This window comes from Streptomyces sp. NPDC033165 (assembly GCF_055577965.1).
In genome coordinates this window covers 185,996-204,586 of the sequence record NZ_JBVIPK010000004.1, presented here as the reverse complement: position 1 = coordinate 204,586, position 18,591 = coordinate 185,996, and the positions used below count along the sequence as shown (strand labels likewise).

Genomic DNA, 18,591 nt, shown 5'->3' with positions numbered 1-18,591 from the left:
CCCTCCCCGCCCCCCCCCCCCCCCCCCCCCCCCCCCCCCCAACACAACCCCCCCCCCCCCCCCCCCCCCCCCCCCCCCCCCCCCCCCCCCCCCCCTCGGCGGTGCGACCGTGGTGGTAGGCATGAGAGTGAAGTGTGCCTTGTGGCCTTGGTGGATCGGATACCCGGACGGGGTTACTTGCCGGCCTTCTTGACAGCCTCGTCGATCAGCGGCAGGTAGCGGTCGATCGTCCACGGCACGGTCAGCGGGTTGATGATCGAGGAAGCGGTGACGAAGGAGTTGTCGTTGCTCGCGACGACGGCGCCCTTCTTGATCGCGGGGATCGCGCCGTACAGCTTCTGGCCCTCGATCTCCTTGCGGTTCTTCTCGTCCGTGTAGAACGTGAAGATCAGGTCACTGTCCTTCAGCTTCTCGGCGTTCTCCAGGCCGATGAGGGCCGAGTCGGTGCCGGGGGTCTCCTTGAAGCCGTTGACGACCGGGTCGACCTTCAGGCCGAGCGAGGAGACCATCTTGACGCGCTGCTCCTCGGGCTTGAAGACGCCGAGGGTTCCGGGGCCGGAGTTGTAGATGTAGGAGAAGGTGACGTCCTTGTAGTTCGGCCGGGTGGCCGCGGCGTCGGCGAGCTGCTTCTCGATCTTCGTCTTGAGGCCGTCGGTGTCCTCCGTCCGGCCCAGCGCCTTGCCGATGATGTCGATCTGCTCGTCCCAGTCGGTGCTCCACGCCTGGTCCGGGTAGGCGACCGTGGGGGCGATGTCCTTGAGGACGTCGTACTGCTTCTGGGTGAGGCCCGACCAGGGGGCGAGGATGACGTCCGGCTCAAGCTCGGTGATCGCTTCGAAGTCGATCTCCTCGCCGCCGGCGAACTGCTTGGGCAGCTTGTCGCCGGACTTCTTCACGGCTTCGTTGATCCAGGGGAGGTAGCCGGACTTGTCGCTGCCCCACGGGTAGCTCTCGATGCCGACCGGGGTCTGGCCGAGGGCTATCGCGGTCTCGGCGGAGCCCTGGCCGAGGGTGACGATGCGTTCGGGCTTCTCCTCGATCTTCGCGGTGCCGAGCGAGCTCTTGATCGAGACGGGGAAGGCGCCGCCGCTCTTCGCCGTGTCCTTGGCCCCGTCCTTGTCCTTGTCGCTGCCGCTGTCCGATGAGCAGCCGGTCAGGGCGACGGCGAGAGCGACGGCGGTGGCCGAAGCGGCGAGGGTGTGGCGACGCACGCGGGTGGAGCCGAGCATGGAGGGTCCTCAGGTTGGCCGAACGAGTGAAAGTTAGGCAAGCCTAAGCTAGAGGATTCGCCACTTCCAACAGACCCCCCCTCCAAACCCTCTCCAGCCCCCTCCCACAGTCCGCCTGTCAGTGCTCGTGCGGGGCGGACTCGCCGTCCTCCGGGGCCGGATTCCCGGCGGCGGCCTTTCCGGCGTGGACGGTGAAGGCAGCCGTACGGGCCTTGCCCTCGTGCTGGAAGTCGAGGAAGAGTCGATAGGCGCCCTTGCTCGGGGCCGTCGCGGTGAAGGAGATCTCCGGACCCGGCTCCGTCCGGCCGTCGCCCGGCTCTCCGTTCGGGTGGACGTGCAGATGGGCGAGGTCGCCGGAGCGCAGGGCCACGACATGCCCGTACGCACCGAGGTAGGGCTGGAGGTCGGTGACAGGCTTGCCGCCCTTCTCGACGTTGAGCTTCAGCTCGGTGCCCGCCCCCGGGCGCAGGGCGCCGTCGAGGGTGACCTCGTACCCGTCGACGGTCACCACCTTCTCGGCACGCGGCAGCGCCACGGGCCGCGCGTCGCCCGCGACGGAGAGGTCCGCGCCGAGGATGAGGCCCCCGGCGTTCTTCACGTCCGGGGTGAACTCGGCGAAGACGCGGTAGCCGCCGGCCTCCGGCAGCTCGACGGGCGCGGACCAGGTGCCGTCGGCGGCCCGGACCGGGTGCAGGTGCCGGTAGGTCGCCAGGTCGTTCGACGCGACGATCAGGCGCAGCTCCGTGCCGTGCTCACTGCGGAACGCGGTCACGTTGCGGAAGGTGTCCTCCTCCACGACGGCGAAGCGCAGCACCGCCTCCTTGCCCGCCTCGACCCTCGGCGTCCTGAGATCGAGGGCGAAGCCGCCCTCCGAGATCCGCAACCCGCCCGGGAGCTCAGCCGCCTCCCGCTTCTCCCCCTGAGCCCCTTCACCCTTCGGCGCCCCCTTCGCGCCGTGAGCCTCGCCGTGCGGGGGCGGCCCCTTCTCGGCGATCGCGGGGTCCAGCGCGCTGCCCACCGCGTACGCCGCCCCGAAGGTCGCCGCGAGCGCCGCCGCGAAGGCCGTGACCTTGAGCCCGGTATTCATGACCCACTCCCTCGTCGAGGCCGCTGGGGCGCGACCACACCTCCAACCATACCCCCTGGGGGTATACAGTCAAGCGGGGTCGAGCTCTGGTGATGGATACATCCTGGAGGTATGCGCAGAGGCCTTCTGCCCATACCCCCAAGGGGTACATGCTCATGCAGGAGGAAACACGCCGTCGTGCTGTTCGTCCGGTGGACGCGTTCAAGGCCCACGCCAGCTCGCCCTGCGAGAAGATATGTTCGAGCAGGAGAGGCATCGATGGCAGCGGTTTCGCTCGCAGTGATGGCGGAGGCGCGGAACAGCCGGAACAGGGGGATTCCATGGGGGCTTTCGTCGCTCTGGTGGCCGGGGTGGGCAGCTTGTCCGCACTCTGCGCTGTGGTGCTGGTCCGGCGAGGACGGCGCGGCCCCACGGACAACGCGGACGGGCTGCTGATCGAGCAGGAGGCCCGGTTGCGGGCACAGCAGATGCGCAGCAACGGGCGCGACTTCCGGGCCCATCCGCACGGGGGGCCCGGCTCGGGTTCTGGTCCGCGCCGTTACTGACGCCGCTACCGAGGCTACCGAGGTACGCCGTTACTGGCGTGCGTCGCTACCGTCGTGCGTGGCTAGTTGCCTACGTCGTTACGGCGTACGCCGTCACTGGTGTACGTCGTCACTGGTGTACGTCGTCACTGGTGTACGTCGTCACTGGCGTTACGTCGCTACCGGCCTCCCGCCAGCGCGCGGAGCAGGGTGTCCGTCTGATCGTCCATCGGGAAGAACGACTCCACCGCGAGCTCCGAGAGGGTCACATCGGCGGGGGCTCCGAAGGTGGCGATCGTGCTGAGGAACGCCATGTCGCCGAGCGGTGTACGGATGCGCAGCGGGACGACGATGCCCGTCGGGTCCACCGGGCCGGGGTCAGGGTCGAGGTCCGGCGGGTCCGGGTAGCCGGACACCTCCTCGTAGAGCTCCCGCAGGTCGCGGTGGCCGGTGGTGTTGGCCTGGTGCTTCAGCCTGCCGAGGGCGTGGGCGCGGACCTGGGCGAAGTTCAGGCACTGGGAGGCCAGTCCCTCCGGGTGGAGGATCAGGCGCATCACGTTGCCCCCGGACTCCGTCAGATGCGGGGGCACGACACCGAGCAGGATGTTCATCGCGTCGTTGCTCGCGACGATGTTCCAGATCCGGTCGATCGCGACGGCAGGGAAGGGCTCGTGCCCCGTCAGCATCACCTTCACCGCGGACCGGACCATCGTCATGCGCTCGCTGTCGAGCGGCGACTCCCGGTAGGCGGGGGCGTAACCAGCCGCCAGGAGAAGGCCGTTGCGGTCGCGCAGGGGGGATGTCGAGATGCTCGGCGAGCCGCAGGACCATCTCCCGGCCGGGGCGGGCCCGGCCGGTCTCCACGTAGGAGAGGTGCCGGGTCGAGGAGCCCGCCCTCAGGGCGAGATCGAGCTGGCTGAGCCCCCGGCGTCGCCGCCACTCGCGGAGCAACAGGCCTACGCGCGGCCTCTCTTCGGTGTCCATGGCCCCACCGTATCCATGACCTGGGAAGTCATGGAGTCGGGGCCGGGTCCATGACACGGTGTCATCACCCCACCGCACGAAGGAGATCCGTGATGACGCACGCCCTTTCGCCGTCCGCCGCACCCTCATCCGCACCCTCACCCTCAGCCGCGCCCGCACCCGCGTCGACACCTGCCTCCGCCTCCGTCTCTGCGGGGGCCGTACGGGACTCCGCGAGGTTTCTGCGCCTGGTGTTGCGTGTCGACAGTGTGAGCACCGCCGTGATGGGTGTGGTGTTGATCGCCGCCGCTGCGCCGCTGAGCTCCGCGACCGGGATGCCGGTGGCCTTCGCGGTGGCGTTCGGAATCTTCCAGATCGGCGGGGCGGCCTCGCTCGCGCTGATCGCGGGCTACCCGGTGATCCCGCCCGCCCTGGCCCGGACCGTCGTCGCCGTGAACGGCCTGTGCGCCGTCGGCTGCGTCGTGACGGCCTTCGCGGACTTCGTACCGCTGACCGGGTTCGGGGTCGTCTTCATGCTGATCGGCGCACTGATCGTGACGGTCTGCGCCGCACTCCAGTACACCGGGCTGCGGCGGATGACGGCCGCCACCCGGACCTGACGGAGCGGGGCCCCACTCAGGCCACTCAGGCCACTCAGGCCACTCAGGCCACTCAGGAGCGACGCAGGGTGAGCGCGCTGCGCTTCTCCGGCTGCGGTCGGCTGGCCCACAGGGTCCGTACATGCTCCAGATGGTGGCGCATCAGGGCCTCGGCCGCCCCCGCGTCCTTCGCGATCATGAGATCGAGCAGCGTCACGTGCTCCTCGGCGGAGTCGACGAGCACCCCGGCCTCGTCGAGTTCGGTGAGGCCGTAGAGCCGGGACCGCTTACGCAGATCGCTGACGACCGAGACGAGGTGTCGGTTTCCGCCGAGGGCCAGCAGGTCGAGGTGGAATCGGCGATCGGCGTCGAGGTAGCCGATGAGGTCGTGGCCCCGGGCCGCCGCGACGATGGCCTCGGCGCCCGGGCGCAGGGCTTCGAGCTGCTCTCGCGTGGCGGTGCGGACCACCTTGCCGACGGTGGGCACCTCGATGAGCGTACGGATCTCCGTGTACTCGTCGAGGTCCTGCTCGGTCATCTCCGTCACCCGGAAGCCTTTGTTCCGTACGGCTTCGACCAGGCCCTCGCGGGCGAGGTCGAGCATCGCCTCGCGGACCGGGGTGGGCGACACGCCGAACTCCGCCGCGAGGGCCGGTGCCGAATAGACGCCGCCCGGCTTGATCTCCCCAGCGATCAGCGCGGCGCGCAGGGCGTGGGCCACCTGGTCGCGGAGGTTCTCGGTGGGCGACACCAGCTTGCGCGACTGCAAGGTGACCACGGCATCCTCCGGGGCGCGGGACGCGAACTTCGCGACGAGCGATCAGTGCAATATCACGTTACCCCAGCGGGCTTCGCCCGCGGCCGCCCGGCCCCAGCGGAATCCTGCCGGTCACAGCAGAAACCCCGCCGGGAACGGATCGTCGGGATCGTGGCGGAACTGCGAGGTTCCGGTGATCCCGGCACGCCACGCGATGGTCGGCACGACCACGGGCACACCGGCCACCCGGCACTCCTCCAGCCGCCCCGTGAACGACGTACCGAGGAAGGACTCGTTCACGAAGTCGCGATGCAGCGGTTCGGGGCCTTCCACGACCACGAGGCCACCTTTGTTCTCGAACTCGGTCTCCGGGGACGGAACTTGGCTGAGCTCCCCCAGAGGTGGAGCAGGAGCCCGACCAGCTCCGTTTCCGGCGCTGTCTCTTGCCCGAGACGGGGAGGCCGCCCTCCCCGGACCCACTGGTCCCGCCCGCGACCGGCCCCCGGCCGACTACGGCCACCGAGAGGCCGGCCCGGGCGGCGCAGTAGGCACACGCGGCGTCGGCCACTCCGGCACCCAGGACTCCGGAATCCACGAGCCACGGCCCCCCACCGGCTACGGCACCCACGGCTCCAGCGCCGATCGTGACGAGATCCACGGACTCCCCTTGAGCACGGCAGCAACATGCCACACGAGTCATTCACATGCCACATGCCACATGCCACATGCCACATGTCACATGTCACATGTCACGTGCCGCAGACGCTGCCAACACCGCGGACAGCGGGCAGGGCGCACTCAGTACTCGGCGGAGACCGCGAGCCCCGAGACCGCCTTCTCACCGGCGACCGAGACGTAGTGCCAGCCTGGTTCGGGCGCGTTCACGGTCACCGTCTCGGCGTTTCCGGGCCCGGCGGACCGGTGGGTGTACGCGGTCTTGCTCGGCCAGTTGCCCGCCCGGTGGTAGAGGTCGGCGTTGCCTGTCCCCCCGGCCGTGGTGATGCGCAACCGCGGTGTTCCGGCGGGGACATAGAGATACAGGTAGGCGTAGTCCCCGGCTCGGACGGAGATCCCGGAGCGTGCGCAGTCGCGGTCGAGCCGGGCCGTGTCGGGAAGGGTGCACTCGGGGAGGCCGGGCGGGTCGGTGATCCCGCCGCAGTCGCCCGCCGCGCAGACCGTGAGCCAGTCGTACCAGTCGCTGTCGTACCGGGTGCCGATCGTGGACTTCAGGTGCGTGCGGGCGGCGTTCCAGTCACCGGCGCGATAGCGGCCGAGGACGATGTCCAGGTCGGCGCGGTGCGACTGGAGCATGTAGCGGACCGCGAGATAGCCCCAGCGGTACACCCGGGCGCTGTCGCTGTTGTCGTAGGTGGTGTCGAAGAGGGTGCTCAGCGGGTAGGTGCGCTTGCCCGCCTCGGACAGGGCCTCCTCGTAGGTGAGTCGGCGGTAGGAGTACGAGACGTACTCCGCGAAGCCCTCGACCCACCAGACGGTCGGGGTGGTCATCCCGTCGGCGAAGTCACCGGCCATGGTGAAGCGGCCGTCGAGGTAGTGGGTGTACTCGTGGTTGAGGTTCCAGATCTGGAAGTCGGGCCGCAGCCATTCGGCCTCGTACGCGATGAAGCGCGGCTGGTTCCCGGCGGCGGACGGGTCGCCCTCCAGATACATGCCGCCGTTGTCGGTGTCGATGCCGAACATGGCGCCCGCGTACGTGCCGTAGTCGTCGCTGGAGTCGTACACGACCACTTCGAGGCGGGTGTTCAGATCCCCGGCGACGGGCCCGTCGTCCCGGGCGATGTCGTGGAAGAACGCGTCCTGGTCCGCGAGGTTCGCGCAGGTGGCGGCAAGCTGCCCGGCGGACATCTCCTGGGCGCGGATGCGCAGACTGTCGCTGCACTCGTGCCGGACGGGCAGCGCCGCATCGTCCAGGCGGCCGGGGAGGTCGCAGGTGCCGAAGTACGCGCAGTTGGCGTCGTCGTAGTGATTGGCCATCTCGGCGAGGCCCACCCACAGCGGGGCGGTGGGGCCGGTGATGGACGTCCGGCCCAGGAGCCCCTTCACCTGCGGGCGGACGGCGGGCCGCAGCGCGTCGTACTGAAGGAAGCGGGCGAGTTCGCGGCCCGCGTTGGTGGTGAGGAACGCGTGATCGGTGCCCAGCAGGCCGAGGGTGCGGGAGGCGAAGGAGTGCACCGTGTCGACGGTACTGCTGTCCTCCGTGACGGCGGTGACGAACGCCGGGAGCTGGTGCCCGCGGAAGAGCACGGTGAAGGTGCTGTTCACGGCGTTGCGCATGTGCCAGAGGGCGTTGTACGAGCTGTCGTAGTCGGTGAGCAGCCACTCGACCACGCCGAGATAGCGGGCGTTCTCCCGGGCGCTGTCGATGAGTATGACGGCTTCGGAGAGGGTTTCGCCGTTGGCGTCGGTGACGTCGCGGGAGCGCGGGGAGGCGAAGAAGGCGTCGAGCCCGCGCCGTATCGCGGTCGTGAGCGCGGGCCCGTAGGAGCCGACGGCCGCCTCGTTGTACCACTGCACGTAGTACCCGGCGCGCAGATACAGCACCAGCTGCTGTACGCCGGTGGAACCGTCACCCGGGTAGTAGTCGGCGGCGCCGCGCAGCGCGTACGCGACGGTCACCATCTGCGCCTCGCGGAAGGCGAGTCGGGCGTCCTCCCCGGTCAGGCCGAACAGGGTGTTGACGCAGCCGACGGTCGACTCCTTGATCCGCTGCACCAGGGCGGCGCCGGTGCGGGAGGTGAAGTCGGCCGGATCGCAGGGGGCCTCGGCCGCGGCCGCCCCCTGGACCGGCTTGTCGTAGTCACGTCTGCGCTCCTCGCCGGAGGCCGGAACCGGCCCGCGCTCGTCGACCGGGAGCGCCGAGGCACGGACATGCTCGGGCTCGGCCGATCCGCTCCGGCTGAGCGCGTCGACGGGCGGGATCTCCGCCCTGTCGGCGGCCGACGGAGAAGTGGCCACGGACGAGGACGGTGCCGTCCGGGACGGGGACGGCGCGGCGGATGCGTACGCAGGGCCGCCGAGCAGGGTCAGGCCCATGCACATGCAGAGCGTCAGGGCTGCTTGCCTGAGGGCGCGTTGACATCGCGTCCGGGCTGGTCTCACCAGCTGCCTCCTCGGGAGGAACACCCGAAACGGGTGTGGGGGGATGGGGATGGGATGGACGGCGCTACAGCACCCCGCAAACCACCTTTGACATGGGCACGCAAGGTGCCATGCGACAGTACAATTTCACACAGCACTACTTTTGAGAAGGCGTACGGCCGGACTTTCGCGCGCCGGTGGAGGAGGGGTCGAAAGGACTGGCGGAAGGCCAGGGCAGGAGCAACCGTCAACGTCTGGCCGCCTGCCGCTCGGCGATCCCGCCTCGCGCCGAGCTACGTGACCGCCCGGGACAAGGCCGTCCTGTACTCCTACGCCGCGAGGCGTGCAGCGCGTATCGGCCCGATCCCGTGCGGCGGGGAGTCGGCTATCAGCCTCTGGCCCAGCCGGTTCCGGACAAACTCGGCCTACTTGTCGGTGAGGGCCTTCGTCAGGGCCTTGCGCAGCTTCCCCGCCACCTTGACCGGGTCGTCGAGCCGGCCCAGTTGTTGCGTCAGCCCCGCCAGAACGGCCCGTGGCTGTGCCCGTTCGGCCCGGCAGCCCCGTGCGAAGTCCGTCAGGAGGACAGCCACGGCGACAGGGGCGCCGGTCACAGCGGTCGGCATTGGAACGTGCCGGCACATCGGCGCCCGCAGGTAGCAGCGGCGCGATGCGGCCGCCCCTGACCACGAACGACGCCGTTAGGATTTCTTCTCCCGGGTGCCTCAACCACCGGCTCACTCGACACGACGAGCCGACCGGGTGTAACCAAGGGGACACGGAAACCAACGGGTGGGGACAGCGCATGCGAGAAGGCCGGTGGACCACGGTCACCGAGTCCGAGTTCGATCACGAGCGGCGTGGGCTGAAGGCCATCCGCGAGCAGTTGCCGGACTCCGATCCGTGGCGGGCGTGGTCGAACTTCACCTTCACCGCGAACAGCGGCCACGTCCGTGAGGTAGATCTGCTCGTCGTCGCCCCCGGCGGCGTCTGCATGATCGAACTGAAGAACTGGCACGGCTCCCTCACCAGCGAGAACGGCACGTGGGTCCAGACCGCACCGAACGGACGCCGCATCCCGCACGGCAACCCGCTGCATCTGGTCGACAAGAAGGCGAAGGAGCTGGCCGGCCTGCTGGGCCAGCACGGCAGGCGGGTGTGGGTGGGCGAGGCCGTCTGCTTCACCGAAGGCTCTCTGCGCATCCGGCTCCCGGCCAACGACCAGAACGGCGTGTACACCGTCGACGAGTTGGTCACCATGCTCGAGCAGCCGCCGCGCGACGAGCGCCGCCGGATCACCGCACCCGGTTCCCGGGATATCAAGAACGCGCTGGACCGTGTCGGCATCCGCAAGAGTGATGCCGAGTTCAAGGTCGGTCCGTACGAGCTGAAGCGGAAGTCCTTCGACACCGGGCCGACCTGGGCTGACTACCTGGCCGAGCACAGTGAGCTGCCGGAGACCGCCCGGGTCCGCGTCTACCTACGGGAGCGCGGTTCGGACGCCACCATTCGCCGGTCGGTGGAGAACGCGGCCCGGCGCGAGGCCGCGGTGCTGCAGAGGTTCCAGCATCTCGGTGTGGTGCAGCTCAAGCAGTACAACCCGTCGGGTCACTCGGCGGGGCCCGCGTTGATCTTCGACTACCACCCGCAAACCCTGCGCCTGGACGAGTACCTGCTCCAGTACGGCGAGAAGCTCGACATCCTCGGCCGGATGGCCTTGGTGCGCCAGCTGGCGGAGACCATGCGCTCCGCTCACTCCAGCCGGATCTTCCACCGGGCGCTGGCGGCCCGCTCGGTGCACGTCGTACCCCGTGACCGGGGGCGACGGGATCACGATCTGGGCGAGGAGGCCGCCTGGCTGGCCCCCAAGCTCCAGATCTCCGACTGGCAGATCGCCACACAGCAGAGCGGCACGGCACCCGGTTCGACCCGGCTCGCCCCGACCGCGCTGTCCACGACGCACCTCGCCGAGGGCTCGGACGCCTATCTCGCCCCCGAACTGCGGGCCCCGAGCGCGGACCCGGTGTATCTGGACGTGTACGGGCTCGGCGTCCTGACCTACCTCCTGGTCACCGGCAGAGCGCCCGCCGCGAGCCAGGCCGAGCTGCTGGCCCGGCTTGAGGCGGGCGAGGGGCTGCGGCCCAGTTCGCTGGTGGACGGTCTCTCTGAGGACATCGACGAACTGGTGCAGTTGGCGACCGCCTACCGCCCGGAGCACCGGCTCTCCACGGTCGACGAGTTCCTGGAGATGCTGGAGCTGGTCGAGGACGCGCTCACTGCCCCGTCCACCTCACCCGTGACCGAGACCCCGGAGAAGGACCCGCTGGAAGCCGTCGCCGGGGATGTCCTGGGCGGGCGCTGGGAGGTCCGCCGACGCCTCGGTACGGGTTCGACGAGCCGCGCCTTCCTGGTCCGGGACCTGGAGGCAGCGGCGCGCGGCACCCGGCCGCTGGCCGTCCTGAAAGTGGCCCTTTCTGACGGCCGCGGCGATGTGCTCCGCCGGGAGGCGGAGGTCATGGGGCGGCTGCGCCCGGACTCACGCGTCATCCGCCTCGTCGAGCCGGAGCCCCTGCGGATCGCGGAGCGGACGCTGCTCGCCCTGGAATACGTGGGCGACGAGCGGGACGACGACGCGGAGAGCACGGAGTCAGGCGGCAAGCGCACCCGGCGCCGGCAGGAGACCGTGGCCCGCCAGCTCCGCGACAGCGGGCGTCTTCAGGTCGATCAGTTGGAGGCGTACGGGGAGTATCTGTTCGGCGCGGTCGACTTCCTGGAGGGCGAGGGCGTCTGGCACCGGGACATCAAGCCCGACAACATCGCGATCCGGGTCCGCCCGAACCGCACGCGCGAGCTGGTCCTGATCGACTTCTCGCTGGCCGGTTACCCGGCACGGGAGTACGAGGCGGGCACGGACGGCTACCTGGACCCGTTCATCGGCACGCTGACGCGTACGGCCTACGACTCGCACGCGGAGCGGTACGCCGTCGCGGTCACCCTGCACCAGATGGCCTCCGGCGAACTGCCCAAGTGGGGGGACGGCTCGGTCCTGCCCCGCCAGACCGACCACAAGGAGTTCCCCCACCCGACGGTCGCGGCCGACGCGTTCGAGCCGGCGGTACGGGACGGACTGGTCGCGTTCTTCCAGAAGGCCCTCCATCGGGACGCCTCCCTGCGCTACCCCGAGCTGAAGCCGATGCGGGACGCATGGCGGAAGATCTTCCTGGACGCCTCGCAGACCGTTCCGTCCAGCTTCTCCCGCCCCACCGGCACCCCGACCCCCGTCTCCGAAGAGGCTGGCCGGCCCGCCATCGCGGACGCCGAGCCGCTCAGCGCGGAGCAGCAGCGCGACCGGGCCGCCAAGGACGTCACCCGCGAGACCCACCTCTCGGCGGCCGGGCTCACCGAGGCCGCCCAGTCCTTCCTCTACAACCTGGGCATCACCACGGTCGGCGGTCTCCTGGACTACAGCCGCCGCAAGCTCGTCAACGCGCCGGGGCTCGGGGCGAAGACCCGGGGCGAGGTGCAGCGCCGTCAGCGGGAATGGGGCGAGCTACTGCGCGAGGCGCCAGTCTCACCGCTGACGGCCCGGGGCCGTGCGGAGGCCAAGGAGGAGCTGGCGCAGCTCACCTCGGGCGAGACGGCGGTGCTCGACGCCCTCGCCACGGACGGCAAGGCGGCGGGGCTGTCTAGTGCAGCACTCCGCTCGGTCAGCCTGGACACGCTCGCCACGATCCTGGTCCCGGAACTGAACAACAACGGTTCCAACAGCAACAAGGTGGAGATGGTCCGCCTGCTGCTGCGCCTGCCGAACGAGCGCGGTGTCCTGCCGGACATCGGAGTCTGGCCCCGGCCCAAGGACGTCGCCGAGCTGGTGGGCATCACCCCGCAGCGCGTCTACCAGATGCTCAAGGAAGAGCGGAAGCGCTGGAGGAAGGACCCGGCGGTTCAGGCGCTGCGCGCCGAGATCATGGATCTCCTGAAGGGGCTGGGTCGGATCGCGTCCGCCTCGGAGATCGCTGACGCCCTCGCGGTGCGGCGCGGTACGCAGCTGTCCGAGCGGGAGCAGCGCCGGGCGCTGGCGCTGGCGGCGGTTCGGGCCGTGGTGGAGCTGGAGCAGTTCGACCCGGAGAGCGCCCAGTTCCAGCACCAGGCGAACCGCGGGGCCACCGACGAGTCCCTCGGCGCGGGTCTGCTGGCCCTGGACGTCCGGGAGCCGGACGAGGAGGCGGGGACGCCGGGCGACCCTCCGGACACCCCGACGGCCCCGGGCCTCCTCGACTACGCGACCCGGCTGGGCAAAAAGGCGGGCAGCCTGGCGGAGCTGGACACCCTGCCGACGGCGACGACGGTCCTCGGCGAACTGGCGGCGGTCGCCCCGCCACCGGGGACGGTGGAGTGGGACGAACGCCGCCTGGTGGAGCTGGCCGCCGCCGCCTCGGAGAACGCTGCGGCCACCCCCCGCCTCGAGATCTACCCCCGCGACCTCGACCTGGTACGCGCGCTGCGCCTGACCCAGGCCGGTCTGGTGCGCCTGATCCCGGGATCGCCGGAGGCACGGCAGCCGGGGATCACCGGCGACGACGTGCACGAGCGCGTACGGGCACGCTTCCCGGAGCTGGTCGTGCCGGACGGCCGGGGCGGCACGACCGCCGACCTGCCGACAGCGGGCCCGCTGACGAAGGCACTGCGGGAAGCGGGCTTCGAGCTGACCCTCGCCACCCGCGAGGACACCGGGACGCTGCGCTATCTCCCGACGCGGATGGACGCGGCGTCCAGCTACCTCACCACGGACAGCTGGGGCCGCTCGACGAACCTGGGCGCGGTCACGCGCTACGCGGACGATCCGCTGGTGGCAGCCGCGGTACGCACCGACGAGCGCCTCGTCGCCTCGGCCCGCAGGGACGGTTACCGGGTTCTGACGGTACGCCAGGACCTGTCGCCGAAGGCGGTACGGTCCCTGGCGCGCGAGACCGGGGAGGGCGCGCTGGGCGCACACGCGGTGTCGGCGACGCAGGTGTTCCTGGACGCCCTGCGCGCGCTGGTCCCGCCGGGCACGAAGCCGACGTGGGAGACGCTGCTGAAGGCGGACGCGGCGGAACCGGGGCACCGGGGCGCGGTGAAGTTCGCCGAGTACGCACGTACCGCGTGGGGCTCGGTCGAACCGCGTGTACGGGAACTGCTGGCGGAGGGCGGCCCCGGGACGCCGCCGGTGCTGCTGACGGACGCGAACGTCTTCGCCCGGTACGACGCGATGGGCGTCCTGGACCGGCTGGCGCAGGCGGCACGCCATGGCGGGCGGGGGCTGTGGCTGCTGGTCCCGCAGGGCGACCCGGCCCGCGAGCCGAAGCTCGGCCAGGTCGCGGTCGCCTATCAGGCGGGCCTGGGCGAGTGGATCGAACTTCCGGACGCGTGGGTGGACGACGTCCACCGGTCCGTACCCGCCGCCAGGAGCGGCATCCGGCAACACCAGGGGGAAACCAAGTGATCGACCGCAAGGCTCTGTTGAACGACCTGAAGCAGCAGGTCAAGGCGGCCGAGACGGACCTGTCCCAGCAGGTGAAGGCCGTGACCGATGTGGGTACGCGGCTGCGCGCCGAGTACGACCGGGCCCGGAAGCTGGGCCGTACGGCGGCGACCTGGAACTCCTGGCTCGACGAACGCGTCACGCAGGTCGCGGTGGCGTGGGTGCTGGGCACGGTGTTCGTCCGCTTCTGCGAGGACAACCGCCTGATCCCGGAGCCGTACCTGACGGCCCCGGAGGACGACCGCCGCGACCTGGCGCTCGCCCGCTTCGAGGACTACGTGTCCACGTCGGACGACCCGACGTACCGGGGCTGGCTGGAGACGGCGTTCGAGGAACTGGGCGCGGGCCAGGCGGGCCAGCTGCTCTTCGACAAGAAGCACAACCCGCTGTTCCAGATCCCGCTGTCGCACGACGGGGCCCGCGACCTGGTCGACTTCTGGCGCGCCCGGGACGAGGAGGGCGTGCTCGTCCACGACTTCACGGACCCGCTGGAGAAGGACGGCGACGGCACGAAGGGCTGGGACACCCGCTTCCTGGGTGACCTGTACCAGGACCTGAGCGAGGCGGCCCGGAAGACGTACGCGCTGCTCCAGACACCGGAGTTCGTGGAGGAGTTCATCCTCGACCGGACGATGACCCCGGCGGTAAGGGAGTTCGGGTACGAGGGCCTGAAGATGATCGACCCCACGTGCGGGTCGGGGCACTTCGTGCTGGGCGCGTTCCGGCGGCTGGTGCGGCTGTGGGCGGACGGGCAGCCGGGGCGGGATGTGCATGAGCGGGTGGCCGCTGCGCTGGACTCGGTCCACGGGGTGGACCTGAACCCGTTCGCGGTGGCGGTGGCGCGGTTCCGGCTGCTGGTGGCGGCTATGGCGGCTAGCGGGGTGCGGACGCTGGGGGAGGCAGCCCAGTTTGAGTGGCCGATTCACTTGGCGGTGGGGGACTCGCTGATCAAGGCTCGGCAGTTGGAGCTGGACCTGACGCTGGATGGAGATGAGGAGGGCGAGGATGAGCTGGCCTCGTTCGCTTACGCCACCGAGGACGTGCACGACCATCCTGGGATTCTGCAGCAGGGAAAGTACCACGTAGTGGCGGGAAACCCCCCCTATGTTCAGGTAAAGGATCAGGGACTGAATAAACTTTATAAAGAATTGTACGACGCTTGCTCGTTGCAGTATGCGCTGTCCGTGCCATTCGCTCAACGATTCTTCGAGTTGGCAAAAATCGGTGATGCCGATGGTCGCGGCTTCGGGCTGGTCGGCCAGATCACAGCAAATTCGTTCATGAAGCGCGAGTTTGGCTCCAAACTCATCGAGGAGTATTTCGCACACAAAGTCGAGCTGACCGAGGTGATTGACACGTCGGGCGCTTACATCCCCGGACATGGCACACCAACCGTAATTTTGGTCGGCAAACGCCGCGACGGAGTGGGACGCACCGCGTCCATCCGAACTGTGCGGAGCGTCCAGAGCGAGCCTTCCGCGCCGGAGCGAGGCGAGGATGGGCTTGTATGGCGAGCCATCGTTGATCAGATCGACACGCCAGGGTCCATTAGCCAATGGGCTTCCGTGGATGATTTGGCAAGAGACCGCTATTTTGCGAAGCAACCTTGGATTCTCACCGACGGCGGACTAGAGCTGAATGAGAGAATTGAATCAGCGAAGACAGGGAAGCTCGGCCAAATTCAGCGAGTTATCGGTAGATATGGACACACCGGCAGCGACGACGCATACTTCGCACCATTGGGCACCTGGAAGCGCTACGGCGTTTCCAGTTCTCATAGCATTCCCTTGATCGGCGGTGATGCAGTTCGCGAATGGAACATCCAAGGCAGTATCGAAACTATTTTCCCCTATGGAGACACGCTTAAGCCCGAGCTGGCCGAAGATTTCGCACCGCTACTGTGGGGCTATCGATCCCTTCTTCGCACCCGTCGCGAACCAGGAGGAACGCACGACGAAATCGGTTTGACATGGTTCGAGTGGAGCCGCTGGCACCCTGAGCGCTATTCCGCTCCACTCGGAATCTCCTTCCCATTCGTCGCGACTCACAATCACTTCGCCCTCACCCAGGGCGGTCTTACATTTAAGCAAACGGCTCCGGTTATCAAGTTGAAGGATGGAGCAAGCGAAGAAGACTACGTAAATCTACTCGGCCTGCTCAATAGCTCTACTGCAGGCTTCTGGTTGCGGCAAGTTAGCCATGACAAGGGTCGACCCGGTGCAGAGATTGCTGGTGCCGACGAACCCTGGGAGCATCGATTCGAATTCACAGGAACTAAACTCGAGGAGTTCCCACTCCCAGATACTTACCCAACAGTTCTGGCTGCTGCCATAAATTCACTTTCCAAAAGCCTCTCCGCCAGCGCCCCTAATGCGCTTGTTTCTTCAGGAACACCTTGCGCAAGCGATCTGCAAAGCGGCCGAGCCCTGTGGAAATCTATTCGAACTGAAATGATTGCTCTGCAGGAAGAATTGGACTGGCAGGTTTACGCAATTTATGGCCTGCTAGACAATTCGATGACGGTGCCCGTCAATCAAGTTCCCAAAATTTCAGCATCCGAACGCGCCTTTGCTATAGTTCTGGCACGCAGGGCCCAAAGAAGAGAAGCAAACACCACCTGGTTCGAGCACCATAATCACAAGTTCACCCCTGTCACCGAAATTCCGACCCACTGGCCTGCTGCCTACCGTGACGTCGTACAAAGGCGCATCGATGCTATCGAATCAAGCCGTGCCATCGGCATGGTCGAGCGGCCAGAGTACAAGCGTCGCTGGGCTACGGAAGGCTGGGACGCCCTTCAGCAGAAGGCCCTCTACTCCTGGTTGCTGGATCGGATCGAGAAGCGCGATCACTGGTTCGACGAGAACGACATGCCAGTCCTCGTCACTCTCTCCCGTCTCACCGATGTTCTCTCCCGCGACGGGGACTTCGTCTCCGTCGCCAAGATCTACGAGCCGCACAAGGAACTCCACACCGTCGTTGCTGAGCTGATGACCGGTGAGCACGTGCCGTTCCTCGCCGCCCTGCGCTACAAGCCCTCCGGGCTCAAGAAGCGAGCGGACTGGGAGCACGTGTGGGATCTTCAGCGGCAGGAGGACGCGGCGCCGGACGAGCTGGCCAAGCGGAAGATCCGGGACACCATCCCCGTACCGCCGAAGTACACCTCCGCCGACTTCCTGCGGCCCTCCTTCTGGAAAGCGCGCGGCAAGCTGGACGTGCCCAAGGAGCGGTTCATCTCGTACGGGCAGAGCAACGCGGCCACGCCCGAGCTGTACGGCTGGGCCGGCTGGGATCACCGTGAGCAGGCGTACGCGCTCGACGCGTACATCGCGTCACACGAGGCCCTGACCGCCGAAGAGCTGGCCCCGTTCCTCGCGGGTCTGCTCGAACTCCAACCCTGGCTCGACCAGTGGCACAACGAGTTCGACGCCACCTTCAGCTCCTCCCCCGCCACCTACTTCCGGGGCGACCGGCAGATGGTCCAGGGCGAGAACGGGCTCACCGACGACGATCTGCGCGCATGGCGGCCAGTCGCCTTCAAGCGGGGTGCCAAGAGGAAGTAGCCCGCACCCAAAGACGTCGATGGCCCTCGCTGAACGTGTCAGCGAGGGCCATCTTGTACCAGGGTCGGGGTCAGGCGTTCAGCTCGCCATTCCTTACGGCAGTCACGAACGACGACCAGCCGCCAACCGCGAACGCGAGCGCGGGGCCGGACGGGTTCTTGCTGTCACGAACAGGGACGACATCAGAGAAACTGTCAGAAACCTCTACGCACTGGCCGCCGTCAGAGTTGCTATAGCTGCTCTTGCGCCACACGGCAATGCTCAGGTCAATGGATCGCACGGTACTTCCTCCAACACGCGCAGAATGTGCTGACGCGACTCGCCCGGGGACGACGCCAAGTCCCGCACCGAATCGTACAGTTGCTGGAGCTCCTCCACCTGCCGAGATGCCTCGATCAGGTTGCCGTGGCTTGCACTCTCCACGTATGCAACAGTACGTCCCTCGGCAACACGTAGGAACATCACGTCGGTACTCGACAGACTGTGTGCACCAGCGCTGTGCGGCAAAACCTGCACGACCACGTGGGGCCGGGACGCCACCTCCAGCAGATGCTTGAGCTGTTCCCGCCATGCGATCCCGTCGCGGAGGCCCGTACGCAGCACCGTCTCAGAGAGGATGCAGCGGAAGTGAGGTCCGCCCTCGCCCTCAAGTAGATCCCGCCGCGTAAGTCGAGCCTTCACCTGTGCCTCGATCTCCTCGCCTGTGAGCCGTCCAGCCGCCAGCACTTCTCGCGCGTACGCCTCCGTCTGCAGCACTCCAGGCAGTACTCCCACCGCAAAGTGCCACATGCTCACCGCCTCCGCTTCCAGCGTCATATACCGCCGGTACCGCTCCCGGAACTGCGTCTGGTCACTCACCGCCAACTCCCACAGCGCCAGCAGCAACCCAGGCGTCCCGTAGTGCGTGTCCAGCGCCTGGACCACCTCCGGGCCGCCGACCGTCTCCCCCTTTTCCATCTTGCCGAACAGCGACCAGTCCCAGCCCAGCCGGTCGCCCAGTTGCCGCAGGCTGTGGCCGCGTGCCGTGCGCAGGAGGCGTAACTCCTCCGCGAACCGTGCTCGTGGTTCCCTGCTGCGGCCCGTGACCGCTCGCCTCGTCGGCATCGCGCCCTCCGTGGAACGTGTGGAACTTGCGGATCCGGCCGGGGAAACTCCCCCGGCTTCGGCAGGACTCCGCCCCTGACCAGGGCATTCTCGTAACGAGCCCCTCACGCAACGTAGTTCACGACCTACGGCCGGAGCACCGGTTCCG

At 68.3% G+C, this 18,591-nt stretch carries 12 protein-coding genes and 2 pseudogenes; 4 read left to right on the top strand and 10 right to left on the bottom strand.

The window, feature by feature from the left end; translation table 11 throughout:
- Positions 1-173 precede the first annotated feature (173 nt).
- Together ACZ5WC_RS12095 and ACZ5WC_RS12090 are read right to left on the bottom strand one after the other, a co-directional pair.
- Positions 174-1,229, bottom strand: a complete 1,056-nt coding sequence (locus ACZ5WC_RS12095) for an iron-siderophore ABC transporter substrate-binding protein (protein ID WP_468540694.1) — start codon at positions 1,227-1,229, stop codon at positions 174-176.
- 118 nt (positions 1,230-1,347) lie between these two features.
- Entirely contained in the window at positions 1,348-2,316 is a 969-nt protein-coding gene (locus ACZ5WC_RS12090) for a hypothetical protein (protein ID WP_468540693.1), read from the bottom strand.
- A gap of 320 nt (positions 2,317-2,636) precedes the next feature.
- Between ACZ5WC_RS12090 and ACZ5WC_RS12085 the strand changes: the two genes are divergently transcribed.
- Entirely contained in the window at positions 2,637-2,861 is a 225-nt protein-coding gene (locus tag ACZ5WC_RS12085; protein ID WP_468540692.1) for a hypothetical protein, read from the top strand.
- A gap of 158 nt (positions 2,862-3,019) precedes the next feature.
- Here ACZ5WC_RS12085 and ACZ5WC_RS12080 read toward each other — a convergent pair whose 3' ends face one another.
- Positions 3,020-3,556 (bottom strand): MmyB family transcriptional regulator, encoded by a 537-nt coding sequence (locus tag ACZ5WC_RS12080; protein WP_468540691.1) that lies wholly within the window; start codon positions 3,554-3,556, stop codon positions 3,020-3,022.
- Between the two features lie 133 nt (positions 3,557-3,689).
- Positions 3,690-3,824, bottom strand: a pseudogene (locus ACZ5WC_RS12075) (helix-turn-helix domain-containing protein); the annotation flags it as partial.
- Positions 3,825-4,054: 230 nt separating this feature from the next.
- Between ACZ5WC_RS12075 and ACZ5WC_RS12070 the strand changes: the two are divergent.
- Positions 4,055-4,423 (top strand): hypothetical protein, encoded by a 369-nt coding sequence (locus ACZ5WC_RS12070; RefSeq protein WP_468540690.1) that lies wholly within the window; start codon positions 4,055-4,057, stop codon positions 4,421-4,423.
- A 52-nt stretch (positions 4,424-4,475) separates the two neighbouring features.
- Here ACZ5WC_RS12070 and ACZ5WC_RS12065 read toward each other — a convergent pair whose 3' ends face one another.
- The 4 genes and pseudogenes from ACZ5WC_RS12065 to ACZ5WC_RS12050 all read right to left on the bottom strand — a co-directional run bounded on the left by ACZ5WC_RS12065 (position 4,476) and on the right by ACZ5WC_RS12050 (position 8,845).
- Positions 4,476-5,180, bottom strand: a complete 705-nt coding sequence (locus ACZ5WC_RS12065) for a GntR family transcriptional regulator (protein WP_468540689.1) — start codon at positions 5,178-5,180, stop codon at positions 4,476-4,478.
- A gap of 111 nt (positions 5,181-5,291) precedes the next feature.
- Positions 5,292-5,486, bottom strand: a pseudogene (locus ACZ5WC_RS12060) (proline racemase family protein); the annotation flags it as partial.
- 471 nt (positions 5,487-5,957) lie between these two features.
- Positions 5,958-8,216, bottom strand: a complete 2,259-nt coding sequence (locus ACZ5WC_RS12055) for a M9 family metallopeptidase (protein WP_468540688.1) — start codon at positions 8,214-8,216, stop codon at positions 5,958-5,960.
- A gap of 464 nt (positions 8,217-8,680) precedes the next feature.
- Entirely contained in the window at positions 8,681-8,845 is a 165-nt protein-coding gene (locus tag ACZ5WC_RS12050; protein ID WP_468540687.1) for a hypothetical protein, read from the bottom strand.
- Positions 8,846-9,057: 212 nt separating this feature from the next.
- On the opposite strand from ACZ5WC_RS12050, the gene pglW reads away from it, so the two are divergent.
- Both pglW and pglX read left to right on the top strand, forming a co-directional pair.
- The gene (gene pglW / locus ACZ5WC_RS12045) at positions 9,058-13,737 is read left to right on the top strand and encodes a BREX system serine/threonine kinase PglW (RefSeq protein ID WP_468540686.1); all 4,680 of its coding nucleotides are present in this window, start codon (positions 9,058-9,060) and stop codon (positions 13,735-13,737) included.
- Entirely contained in the window at positions 13,734-17,339 is a 3,606-nt protein-coding gene (pglX, locus tag ACZ5WC_RS12040) for a BREX-2 system adenine-specific DNA-methyltransferase PglX (RefSeq protein ID WP_468540685.1), read from the top strand. Before pglW ends, pglX begins: the two co-directional genes overlap by 4 nt.
- A gap of 70 nt (positions 17,340-17,409) precedes the next feature.
- Here the strand turns inward: pglX and ACZ5WC_RS12035 are convergent, their stop codons facing one another.
- Positions 17,410-17,619 (bottom strand): DUF397 domain-containing protein, encoded by a 210-nt coding sequence (locus ACZ5WC_RS12035; RefSeq protein WP_468540684.1) that lies wholly within the window; start codon positions 17,617-17,619, stop codon positions 17,410-17,412.
- Positions 17,601-18,443, bottom strand: coding sequence for a helix-turn-helix domain-containing protein (locus tag ACZ5WC_RS12030; protein ID WP_468540683.1), 843 nt, complete (start codon positions 18,441-18,443; stop codon positions 17,601-17,603). The genes ACZ5WC_RS12035 and ACZ5WC_RS12030 overlap by 19 nt, the downstream gene beginning before the upstream one ends.
- Positions 18,444-18,591 lie beyond the last annotated feature (148 nt).